13 protein-coding genes are annotated in these 11,320 nt (G+C 54.0%); 8 read left to right on the forward strand and 5 right to left on the reverse strand.

Annotated features, from left to right (window positions below; all coding sequences use genetic code 11):
* Positions 1-236 precede the first annotated feature (236 nt).
* The 3 genes from rpmG to radC all read right to left on the reverse strand — a co-directional run bounded on the left by rpmG (position 237) and on the right by radC (position 1,450).
* Positions 237-410, reverse strand: a complete 174-nt coding sequence (gene rpmG / locus KJI95_RS18705; RefSeq protein ID WP_214508728.1) for a 50S ribosomal protein L33 — start codon at positions 408-410, stop codon at positions 237-239.
* 6 nt (positions 411-416) lie between these two features.
* Positions 417-653, reverse strand: a complete 237-nt coding sequence (gene rpmB / locus KJI95_RS18710; protein ID WP_011758449.1) for a 50S ribosomal protein L28 — start codon at positions 651-653, stop codon at positions 417-419.
* A 119-nt stretch (positions 654-772) separates the two neighbouring features.
* Positions 773-1,450 (reverse strand): RadC family protein, encoded by a 678-nt coding sequence (radC, locus tag KJI95_RS18715; RefSeq protein ID WP_214508729.1) that lies wholly within the window; start codon positions 1,448-1,450, stop codon positions 773-775.
* Between the two features lie 135 nt (positions 1,451-1,585).
* Here radC and coaBC point away from each other — a divergent pair, with 135 nt between their 5' ends.
* The 5 genes from coaBC to folE all read left to right on the forward strand — a co-directional run bounded on the left by coaBC (position 1,586) and on the right by folE (position 6,861).
* Positions 1,586-2,806: a bifunctional phosphopantothenoylcysteine decarboxylase/phosphopantothenate--cysteine ligase CoaBC gene (coaBC, locus tag KJI95_RS18720; protein WP_214508730.1), complete on the forward strand. Its 1,221-nt coding sequence runs from the start codon at positions 1,586-1,588 to the stop codon at positions 2,804-2,806.
* A complete protein-coding gene (gene dut, locus KJI95_RS18725) occupies positions 2,803-3,261 on the forward strand; it encodes a dUTP diphosphatase (protein ID WP_214508731.1) in 459 nt (152 codons plus the stop codon). Before coaBC ends, dut begins: the two co-directional genes overlap by 4 nt.
* 27 nt (positions 3,262-3,288) lie before the next feature.
* Positions 3,289-3,882 carry a nucleoid occlusion factor SlmA gene (slmA, locus tag KJI95_RS18730; RefSeq protein WP_214508732.1) on the forward strand — a complete coding sequence of 198 codons (594 nt, stop codon included), beginning with the start codon at positions 3,289-3,291 and terminating at the stop codon, positions 3,880-3,882.
* Between the two features lie 146 nt (positions 3,883-4,028).
* Positions 4,029-5,978 carry an alpha/beta hydrolase family protein gene (locus tag KJI95_RS18735; RefSeq protein WP_214508733.1) on the forward strand — a complete coding sequence of 650 codons (1,950 nt, stop codon included), beginning with the start codon at positions 4,029-4,031 and terminating at the stop codon, positions 5,976-5,978.
* A gap of 232 nt (positions 5,979-6,210) precedes the next feature.
* A complete protein-coding gene (gene folE / locus KJI95_RS18740) occupies positions 6,211-6,861 on the forward strand; it encodes a GTP cyclohydrolase I FolE (RefSeq protein WP_214508734.1) in 651 nt (216 codons plus the stop codon).
* Positions 6,862-6,962: 101 nt separating this feature from the next.
* Here the strand turns inward: folE and pyrE are convergent, their stop codons facing one another.
* Together pyrE and rph are read right to left on the reverse strand one after the other, a co-directional pair.
* The gene (gene pyrE / locus KJI95_RS18745; RefSeq protein WP_214508735.1) at positions 6,963-7,604 is read right to left on the reverse strand and encodes an orotate phosphoribosyltransferase; all 642 of its coding nucleotides are present in this window, start codon (positions 7,602-7,604) and stop codon (positions 6,963-6,965) included.
* A 104-nt stretch (positions 7,605-7,708) separates the two neighbouring features.
* Positions 7,709-8,422, reverse strand: a complete 714-nt coding sequence (gene rph, locus KJI95_RS18750) for a ribonuclease PH (protein WP_214508736.1) — start codon at positions 8,420-8,422, stop codon at positions 7,709-7,711.
* Between the two features lie 213 nt (positions 8,423-8,635).
* Here rph and KJI95_RS18755 point away from each other — a divergent pair, with 213 nt between their 5' ends.
* The 3 genes from KJI95_RS18755 to KJI95_RS18765 all read left to right on the forward strand — a co-directional run bounded on the left by KJI95_RS18755 (position 8,636) and on the right by KJI95_RS18765 (position 11,174).
* Positions 8,636-9,499: a YicC/YloC family endoribonuclease gene (locus KJI95_RS18755; protein WP_214508737.1), complete on the forward strand. Its 864-nt coding sequence runs from the start codon at positions 8,636-8,638 to the stop codon at positions 9,497-9,499.
* 222 nt (positions 9,500-9,721) lie between these two features.
* A complete protein-coding gene (locus KJI95_RS18760) occupies positions 9,722-10,951 on the forward strand; it encodes a tyrosine-type recombinase/integrase (RefSeq protein WP_214508738.1) in 1,230 nt (409 codons plus the stop codon).
* A 19-nt stretch (positions 10,952-10,970) separates the two neighbouring features.
* Positions 10,971-11,174 carry a hypothetical protein gene (locus KJI95_RS18765; RefSeq protein WP_214508739.1) on the forward strand — a complete coding sequence of 68 codons (204 nt, stop codon included), beginning with the start codon at positions 10,971-10,973 and terminating at the stop codon, positions 11,172-11,174.
* Positions 11,175-11,320 lie beyond the last annotated feature (146 nt).

Raw genomic sequence — 11,320 nt, forward strand, 5'->3', positions numbered from 1 at the left:
CGCCAAAGATGAATTCATGCGCAATTTTATTGAATTTAAATTCACTTTGAAAGCATTTATTTTAACCTGCAACAGGTTTAAGTTTCATGAATATCTCATAAATGCCAAGCAACAAGCCGAACGTTCACCATATCGCACGAATGAATAAAAAATCACACACAAGGACGTTGATTTACCGAATTACAGGCAATAAAAAACCCCGGCGAGCCGGGGTTTTCAAAAAAGCCATCAAGTAATTACTTGATCTTGGCTTCTTTGTAGATAACGTGCTGACGGATCACAGGATCAAACTTCTTGATCTCCATCTTTTCAGGCATGTTACGCTTGTTCTTGTCGGTGGTGTAGAAGTGACCAGTCTTGGCAGTAGATACCAGCTTGATCTTCTCACGTGCGCCTTTAGCTTTAGCCATTTTCTATTACACCTTCTCGCCGCGGGCACGAAGTTCAGCAACAACTACTTCGATACCTTTCTTGTCGATGATACGCATACCCTTGGTGGAAACACGCAGCTGTACAAAGCGCTTTTCAGTTTCCAACCAGAAACGGTGGTTCTGCAGGTTAGGTAAAAAACGACGACGGGTCGCGTTTTTTGCGTGCGAACGGTTGTTACCAACCATTGGTCGCTTGCCAGTAACTTGGCATACTCTTGACATGTCAATCTTCTCCAAACAGTTTTTAACGCTCGAGCATTAATGTACCTCGTATGGCCGTCGCCCGAGGCACAAAGAGGGCGCATTTTATACACGAAAGGCCATGGGAGATCAAGTAAAGATCAACCAATCCACCCTCGCTCGGCAAAGGAGACTATCTCCCGGTCCCCTACAACCAGATGATCCAGAAGGGGAACATCGATAGTTGCAAGGGCATTTTTCAATCTATCAGTGATCCGTCTGTCGGCCTGACTTGGCTCAGCCACGCCGGACGGATGGTTGTGGCAGACAATAACCGCTGCCGCTCGCTTCTCCAGTACCAGGGCCACAAGTTCCCTTGGATATACTGAGGCGGCGTCTATGGTACCACGAAACAGCTCAACAAACTGAATGACCCTGTGCTGGCTGTCCAGCAGCAACACCGCAAATACCTCGTAGGCCCGGTCGGCGAGCTGCTGCGAGAGATAATGGCGGGTCAATTCAGGGCTTGTCAGCACAGCGCCACGCTGCAGCGACTCGCCGGCAATACGCCTGCCAAGTTCGACACAGGCCTGAAGCTCGGCGTATTTTACCGGACCCAGCCCCTGGAGTCGACACACCTGCTGCTTAGATGCGCTGAATAATGGCCTTAAACCACCAAATTCAATCAGCAGGGTACGCGCCACATCCACCGCACTCCTGCCCGGCAGGCCATTTCTGAGTAGAACCGCCAAAAGCTCAGCATCGGTCAATGTTGCGGCCCCGCGCTGAAGTAACTTTTCCCGCGGCCCTTCGCCGTCCGGCCAATCCCTTATCGCCATCCACAAGCTCCTTTTGTATCGCTCTTGCATCCCTGCATCAGCCGCCGCAAGCGGCAGATTTTAGTCGTGCATCTCACCCAATGGCGGACGATTGTGGTATGGTGAGTGCCAGTTAATTTTAGTCCGGATCTGCTTGTGAGCCTGAATAATCGCAAAATTCTGCTGGGGATTGGCGGCGGTATTGCCGCCTACAAAAGTGCTGATTTGGTGCGTCGCCTCAAAGAGCAAGGCGCCGATGTGCGCGTTGTGATGAGTGACAGCGCCCGCGAATTCATCACCCCACTGACACTGCAGGCGCTAAGCGGCCATCCAGTGAGCACAGGCCTGCTCGACCCGGCGGCAGAAGCCGCCATGGGCCATATTGAGCTTGCCCGCTGGGCCGATTTGCTGATTGTGGCGCCAGCCACCGCTAACCTGATGGCAAGGCTTGCCGCCGGCATGGCCGATGAGCTGATTACCACCACCTGCCTTGCCACCTCTGCGCCCATTGCCCTTTGTCCGGCGATGAATCAGCAGATGTATGCCAATCCCGCCACCCAGGATAATCTCGCCACCCTCAAACGCCGTGGCATCAGGATTTGGGGCCCTGCCAGTGGCAGCCAGGCCTGCGGCGAAGTGGGCGCAGGCAGGATGCTGGAGCCGCTGGATATCCGCGCCATGGCTGAGCAGTTTTTCAGCGAGCAGGATAAGCAACTTAGCCATGCCAATGCACTCAAGGGCGTGAAGCTGATGCTGACCGCAGGCCCCACCCGTGAAGCCATTGATCCGGTGCGTTATATCTCCAATCACAGCTCAGGCAAGATGGGTTTTGCCCTGGCGAGAGCCGCTGCCGCCATGGGCGCCGAGGTCACTCTCATCACAGGGCCGGTGACGCTGCAAACCCCACCGGGCGTGCAGCGAGTCAATGTGGAATCGGCGCAGCAAATGCTCGATGCCGTGATGGATAAGATTGATAATCAGGACATTTTTATCGGCTGCGCTGCCGTTGCCGACTACCGGGTTGCCGAAGTTGCCAGCGGTAAAATCAAAAAAAGCAGCGAAACCATGCAGCTTGCACTGGTGCGCAATCCTGATATCTTAGCCACGGTCGCCGCCCACGAGGTGCGACCCTTTGTGGTGGGATTTGCCGCCGAAACCCATGATGTTGAAACCTATGCGCGGGACAAGCTTAATCGCAAAAATCTCGACATGATCGCGGCCAACGATGTATCAGTGCCGGGTCAGGGTTTTAACGCTGATACCAACGCCCTGCGGGTATTCTGGAGAGATGGACACCAGGATTTACCGGCAACCGACAAGCTGTCGCTGGCGTTTCAATTGCTTTCGCTGATATCAACAAAAATAACCAAAAAATGAAAACTCCGATCGAACTGAAAATTCTCGACTCCCGCATCGGCTCAGAATTTCCCCTGCCAGCGTATGCCACTCCCGGCAGTGCGGGCATGGATCTGCGCGCCATGTTGGATACCGCCACCACCATAGCACCCGGCGAAACCATTCTGGTGCCTACCGGCATTGCAGTGCACGTGGCCGACCCCGGCCTTGCGGCGGTTATCCTGCCCCGCTCCGGCCTTGGCCATAAACACGGCATAGTGCTGGGTAATCTGGTGGGGTTGATTGACTCTGACTACCAGGGCCCACTGATGGTGTCCTGCTGGAACCGTGGCAGCGAGCCCTATACCCTGCAGATTGGTGACCGTCTGGCGCAGCTGGTGTTTGTACCTGTGGTGCAGGCGGCGTTTAAACTGGTGGACGAGTTCGACACCTCATTGCGCGGCGAAGGTGGTTTTGGCCATTCCGGCACCCGCTAATCCCGCAGTCAGAGTGAAGGACGTTTAATGGCCACCAAAGAAAAACTGAGCCGCCGCGATCATATTCTCCAGTGCCTGGCACAGATGCTGGAAAGCAATACCGGACAACGCATTACCACGGCCAAACTCGCCGCCGAAGTGGGTGTATCCGAAGCGGCGCTGTATCGCCACTTCCCCAGCAAAGCGCGGATGTTTGAGGGCTTGATTGAGTTTATTGAAGACTCACTGCTGTCGCGCATCAATCTCATCATGGATGAAGAAAAAGACACTATGCGCCGCTGTCAGCTGGTGTTGCAGTTACTGCTGCTGTTTGCCGAGCGCAATCCCGGCATCTCCCGGGTGCTGACCGGCGATGCACTGCTGGGTGAAAACGAGCGTCTTCGCAGCCGCATCAGCGCGCTGTTTGCCAAAATCGAAACCCAGCTTAAGCAAATTCTGCGGGAAAAGACCCTGCGTGAAGGCAAGGGCTTTGAGCTGGATGAAGCCATGCTGGCCAATCTGCTGCTGGCACTCGCCGAAGGCCGGATTGCCCAGTACATTCGCAGCGAATTCAAGCAAAAGCCGACAGATCATTTCGATGAGCAGTGGGCATTCATCCAGAAGCAGCTGCTGCAAAGCTAAAACCACCTCCCGTTCAGCTTCATCAGAACATGCTGAAATTAAAGAACAAAGTGCGGAATATTCCGCACTTTTTTATTGTATTCCGACCTATTCCACTTTAACCTGCCACCAACCTTTACCCAAAAAACCAACAACAAGGATGTGACATGACTCTGCGTCGTCTTTTCGCCGCGGTGGCGCTGTGCGCGCTTACCCAGGCCCATGCCGCAAGCCCCGAGCAGGTATTTGCCCGTGGCAGCCAATTCAGCCAGGTAAAACTCTCCCCGGGCGGCGAGTACCTGAGCGCCATCACCAAGCATGAAGGCAAAAACAAGCTGCTTATTCTCGATACCGAAACTCTCAAGATGAAGCATGCGGTGTTTTTCCCACGAAATGCTCAGGTTGGCACCTATGCCTGGGTGAACGACGAGCGCATCGTGCTGGCCAAGGAATACCTTAAGGGCTGGAGCGATCATCCGATTTATTACGGCGAGCTTTATGCAGTAAACGCCGATGGCAGCCGCTCGACTTATCTCTTTGGCTATAACAGCGGCGAGCAGCAAACCGGCTCCAACCTCAAGAAAAACACCGCCATTCAAGCCACGGCCTACATTCTCGACCCGCTCCATGACGACGAAAAATTCATGTTGGTCGAGGCACTGCCCTGGAGCGGCGCCAACTGGCAGGAAGGCGGCGCCGATGTGTACAAGGTAGACGTGTACCGCGGCACCCGCAAAAAAGTCACCCGAGCCCCAATCAGCTACGCCCGCTTCCTGACCGACAGCAAGGGCGAGGTGCGGGTGGTATCGGGTGAAGACAAAAATAACGACACTCAGGTGTATTTCCGTAACGACGGCGACTGGATCTCCAGCGATAAACTGAACATAGGCCTGGATAACTTCGTGCCGCTGTCCTTTGCCGGCGATGAGCAAAGCTTCTACGCCGCAGGTACCGAGCAGGGACAAACCCAGGGTGTGTACAAAATCAATCTGCAAAGCGGCGAGAAAACCAAGGTTATTCAGGACGACCGGGTAGACCCGGCCAACTTCTGGATTAACGAGCAAACCAATCAGCTGTATGCGGTGGAATTTGCCGATGGCTACCCGACTTACGCCTTCGTGGACTCAAAAGACGAGCGCAGCCAGCTGCTCAAGAGCCTGCTCGCCACCCTGCCCGGTCATCAGGTACAAATCGTCAGCGAAGACCGAACCGGCAACCTGTTGGTGGTGTTTGCCGCCAACGACCGAAACCCCGGCGATTACTACCTGTTCGATCGCAAAAACAACAAGATGCGTTACCTCGTTTCAGTAAACGATGCGCTCGATCTGGATAAAATGGCCGAGGTGAAGCCCTTTGACTTTACCGCCCGCGATGGCACCAAAATTCAGGCCTACCTGACCCTGCCACAGGGCGTAGATGCCAAGAACCTGCCTTTGGTGGTTAACCCCCACGGCGGCCCGCATTTTGTGCGTGACTCCTGGAGCTTCGATGCCCAAAACCAACTGCTGGCAAGCCAGGGCATAGCCGTGCTGCAGGTCAACTTCCGAGGCAGTGGTGGTTATGGCCGCGCCTTTGAAGAAGCCGGCTACGGTAAATGGGGCAGCGACATTCAACACGACATCATAGACGCCACCAGGCAGGTGATTGCCGATGGCACAGTCGATAAAGACCGTATCTGTATCGTGGGCGGCAGTTTTGGCGGCTACAGCGCCCTGCAAAGCTCCGCACTGGCGCCGGATCTGTTCAAATGCGCCATCGGCTTTGCCGGGGTGTATGATCTTGAGCTGATGTTCAAAGAAGGCGATGTGCAAACCCGCGATGCAGGTATGGCGTACCTGAAAAAAGTGCTGACTCAGGACAAAACCCTGCTGAAATCCATGTCGCCTACCCACAATGTCGACAAGCTTAAAGCCTCAATCCTGCTGGTTCACGGCGGCAACGATGAGCGCGCGCCGATTGAACAGTACGAAGCCATGGCAGACGCCCTGAAAAAGGCCAATTACCCGTTCAAGTCGCTGGTGATGGACGACGAAGGCCACGGCTTCTACAACGAGGCGCACCGCGCCAAGTACTACGCCGAGATGATGGACTTCCTCAAGCCACACCTGAAGCTGTAATTCGCCGCCGCCAATCTGCAGCAACCATTGGGTGCTGCAATCCGGTGCTGCAATTGATACCGAACATGGCAAAAATCACGCCGGGCTCTGGCCCGGCTTTTTCATGGCCGCTGTACAATTTCGGTATGAATTTACGCCAAATAGCGGTATCCTCCCGCACTCGCGCAATACCCAAGTAAATTGCCCCGATATTGCGCCCGGTGAACTTGCCGGTGAGGTTGGAGATGAAAAAATGGCACTGAGTGAAGCAGCACAAAAGGTACAGGCCGCGCTGGTTGAGCGTGGGCTGGAAACGCCCATGGTTCCCTGCGGATTGACCCGCGATGAACGCAAGGCAAAAATCGAAGAGCACATGCGGGCCATTCTCGGTCTGATGTCACTCGATCTGACCGACGACAGCCTCGCCGACACCCCACGCCGCATCGCCAAAATGTACGTGGATGAAATTTTTTCAGGCCTCGATTACGAAAACTTCCCGAAAATCACTGTCATAGACAATAAGATGGGTGTGGATGAAATGGTGCGTGTGCAGGACATCAGCCTCACCAGCACCTGTGAACACCATCTGGTGACCATAGATGGCACCGCGACAGTGGCCTATCTGCCGCGCAAAAAAATCATCGGCCTGTCGAAAATCAATCGTATTGTGCGCTTTTTCTCCCAGCGCCCGCAGGTGCAGGAGCGTCTGACCCAGCAGATTCTGGTGGCGCTGCAGGCGCTGCTTGAAACCAAAGACGTGGCGGTAAAAATCGATGCGGTGCACTACTGCGTGAAGTCACGCGGTGTAATGGATGCCACCAGCTCCACCACCACCACGGCGCTTGGCGGCATTTTCAAATCCAACCCGGCCACCCGGGCGGAATTTTTGCACCAGCCGCGCTAAACCTTTTGTATTCCCAATAAAAAACGCCGCAGATTGCGGCGTTTTTTTATGCTTAAGCCAACGCCCAAACTGGCAGACGCTGGTCTTTTATGGCTTGGGGCTTAGATGCCATACTGCTCGCGGTAGGCGCGCACCGATTCAAGCACTTCTTCCATACCCGGTTTTTCGGCGAGGAAGGCAATCAAATCGGCCAGTTTGATAATGGCCACAATACCGCAGCCAAAGTCACGCTCTACTTCCTGAATGGCCGACAGTTCACCCTTACCCTTTTCCTGACGGTCCAGTGCAATCAACACCCCGGCAAGGCTGGCGCCATTGGCCTGAATGATTTCCATGGATTCACGAATCGCGGTACCGGCGGTGATCACATCGTCCACCAGCATTACCTTACCTTTAAGCTCGCTGCCCACCAGGCTGCCGCCCTCACCGTGATCTTTCTTCTCTTTACGGTTAAAGCAGTAAGGCACATCGAGATTGTGATGCTCGGCCAGCGCCACGGCGGTGGTGGTGGCAATAGGAATACCCTTGTAAGCCGGGCCAAACAGCAAATCGTAATCGATACCGGCATCCACCAGGGCTGCGGCATAAAAACGGCCGAGACGGGCCAGATCGCGGCCGGTATTAAACAGGCCAGCGTTGAAGAAATAGGGGCTCTTACGGCCGGACTTGAGGGTAAACTCACCGAATCTCAGTACATTACGTTCGAGAGCAAACTCAATAAATTCGCGCTGATAGGCTTTCACAATCTTTCCTCTAACAGGGTATCTGGCCGCCGAAGCCGCCATTTTTCATGGGTGCAGGGTGGTAAAAAGGCCCCCACAGGAGCCTTGATAAATCAGTTACTTAATCAGTTCAGTGCCGCTTTCTGAATATCGATGATTTCACGGATACCGTGCTTGGCAAGCTCCAGCATGGTCAGCAGCTCTTCGTGGCTGAAAGGCTCGCCTTCGGCGGTGCCCTGAACTTCAATGATTTTGCCGGTTTCGGTCATCACGACGTTCATGTCTGTCTCGGCGGCGCTGTCTTCAACGTACTCGAGGTCACAGATGGCCTCACCGTTGTGAATACCCACGCTCACGGCAGCGATCAGGAACTTGAGCGGATTGGCTTTCACTATGCCTTTGCCACGGGCCCAATTGAGGGCATCCACCAGCGCCACACAGGCACCGGTAATCGCAGCGGTACGGGTGCCGCCATCGGCCTGAATAACATCACAGTCAATCACTATGGTGTTTTCGCCCAGCAGCTTTAAGTCCACGGCAGCGCGCAGGGCGCGGCCAATCAAGCGCTGGATTTCCTGGGTACGGCCGGACTGTTTGCCCTTGGCCGACTCACGCTCCATCCGGCTGTGGGTCGAACGTGGCAGCATGCCATACTCGGCAGTCAGCCAACCCTGACCACTGCCCTTGAGGAAGCGCGGCACGCCTTCGGTAAAGCTCGCGGTACAAAGCACCTTGGTCTCGCCAAACTCCACCAGCACTGAGCCTTCGGCGTGGGCGGTAAAGTTACGGGTGATGGTGATGGGGCGTGTTTGAGCCGGCGTACGATTACCTGGGCGCATGGCGATTCCTGTGACTTAATGCTGCATAACGAATTGGCTGGATATTATAGGGCGAGCCAGCGCGAGATGCCATGACCCATTTGTGCCGCACCGTTTTAAACAGCGCGATAGGACGTAAACAGCGGCGCAAATGCGGCTTAGCCACCATGACGCCCGCTTATCCTTATGGTTATAATGACCAATCTACTCAGATGACAACCAGCCGGAATCCCTATGATCCACAGTATGACCGCCTATGCCCGCATCGAGCATAAAGCCACCTGGGGCTCAGCCTCCTTTGAAATCCGCTCCGTCAACCAGCGCTACCTCGAAACCTACCTGCGCCTGCCAGAGCAGCTAAGAAGCCTGGAACCCGCGCTGCGTGAGCGTCTGAGACAACGCCTGAGCCGCGGCAAGGTAGAAGTAAACCTGCGTTACGATCTCGCCAGCGATACCAGTGCCGAGCTGAATATCAATCAGGAACTGGCCCGCCAGCTCCTTGGCGCCGCCAACTGGCTTAAAGCTGAAGCCGGACAGGGCGACATTGCCCTTACCGACATCCTGCGCTGGCCCGGCGTTATCGCCACCGCCGAACAGGACATGGACGCAATCAGCGCCGAGCTTCTGGGTGCCTTCGATAAGGCGCTGGAGCAATTTATCGAAAGCCGTGCCCGCGAAGGTTCCGCCATCAAAGACATGCTGCAAACCCGCCTCGACGCCGTGCTTGAGCAAATCGCCATCGTGCGCGAGCACATGCCACGGGTCATCGAGTGGCAGCGCGAAAAACTCACCGGCCGCCTCGCCGAAATCAAGGGCGAACTCGACAGCGCCCGCATCGAACAGGAAATGGTACTGCTGGCACAAAAGCTTGATGTCGCAGAAGAAATGGATCGTCTCGAAGCCCACGTGGCCGAAGCCCGCCGCATCCTCAAGAAAGGCGGCAGCGAAGGCCGTCGCCTCGACTTTATGATGCAGGAGTTCAACCGCGAGTCCAACACCCTCGCCTCCAAGTCTATCAGCACCGAAGTCACCGCCGCCGCCGTCGAACTCAAAGTGCTTATCGAGCAGATGCGAGAGCAGATCCAGAACGTGGAATAACGTTCACCACCGTCATGAATGCAAAAAAAATACACACCAAAACAACTGATTGAGTAAATACACCGTCCATTAACGTCCATTTACACCCACCACTTCCAGCGCCAACTGGTGGGTAAAGTGGTGGGTAAATAGTTCTTCACAGGAAAGTGATGTGGTGGGTAAAATGACAACTTGTCAACTTTACCCACCACAGCCGATATGGCACAAAGGGAGGTCGCTAGAATGGGCTTACTGACGGTAAAAGGAATTGAGGCAAAGCTTAGGCAATCGGCCATCGGTCGTTATGCTTGCGGTAATGGTCTTTACCTAGTGATCCCAAAGTCAGGAGCGCCATACTGGATGCTGCGGTACAGCTATGCGGGTAAGCGCAAAGAAATGACGCTCGCCAAGTATAGCGACCTCAAACTTGCAGATGCGCGATTGCGGGCTGCCGAACAGATGAAGCAGGTAAGGCTTGGCTGCGACCCTATACTGGAAAGGCAGAAATCAGCTAGCACCCAAATCGTTACCGTACAAAACCTGTTTGATGATTGGTATCCAGGGCTAGTGAGACGCCTAAAACACCCCGAGATCCCACTCAGGATATTCTCCAAGGATATAGCGCCTGCAATCGGACAACGCCCACTTGCCGACGTCACTCCCATGGATATCCGGGATATTCTGAGAAAGATCGCCGATAGTGGTCGCCCAACCATTGCCAACGATGCGCTGATGCACTGCAAAAAGCTTTTTAACCACGCCTTCAAACTTGGCTTAACTGCTTCCAATCCGGCCAGCGTCTTTTCGGTTACCGATGCCGGTGGTATTGAAAAAGCCAAAGACAGAGCCCTAACCCTAGAAGAGTTGAGGCAATTTTTCGAGGTGGCGGCAAAAAACCCGGCCTATTTTGGCCGGGATAACTATCTTGCATGCGCGCTCTTGGTCACTCTGGGAGTACGTAAGTCCGAGCTGACAGAAGCTACTTGGTCTGAATTTGACCTAACTAAGAGCGAATGGAATCTACCTGCCTCACGCAGTAAATCCGGCGTAGGTCTCACCATCCCCCTCCCCCCCATTGTGATGGAGTGGCTTAAAGAACTGGAAGTGAGAGCATGCGGTTCAGATTACGTCTTTCCCAATCGTCGCCAGGGCAACAAACAGCACATGGGTAAAGACACTCTTAATCGGGCCATTTCCAAACTGTTTGGAAGAGATCCAGGTAAAGCCAAGAAACCCAATAACCTGATGGGCGGTATGCCTCATTTTACGGTGCATGACCTCAGACGAACCTGCCGCAGCTTACTAGCGAGGCAAGGCACTCCAGGTGAAGTGGCCGAACGCTGCCTCAACCACAAGCTTAAAGGAGTTGAAGGGATCTACAATCGTCACGATTATCTGGAAGAGAGGCGTTTAGCACTGGAGAAACTGTCAAAGACAATTTCTGAATTGTCGGTGTCTTCCTCAACAATGTAATACTTTAGGAGTCCAAATAATGACCAAAGATTACTACCCCTTCATTAGCCATGAAGAAGAATACAAAGGTTATGTGATTTATGTGGAAAACAACCCAGACTCGTACCGTGGAGGCTACGAGTATTCAGTATCCGATGGAGAAGCGATCATAGAAGATGGATTAGTATTTGACGTTGAGGATGCGCTTCAAAGCGCTCGCTCATTTATTGACTCATTGGGTTGATGAAGGAGCTTTGCTAACCTGTAATAGCTCAGACCTGATCTGACAGTTACCCGATTTTGGGGTGCCGTTGTCAGATTAGATTTGGGCTAAATTCTTTTCAGCCCAAACCCGTTTTCCATCAATTAATGTAGCCATCGGTGTGCGAC

The organism is Shewanella jiangmenensis (assembly GCF_018596335.1).
Classification (GTDB): domain Bacteria; phylum Pseudomonadota; class Gammaproteobacteria; order Enterobacterales; family Shewanellaceae; genus Shewanella; species Shewanella jiangmenensis.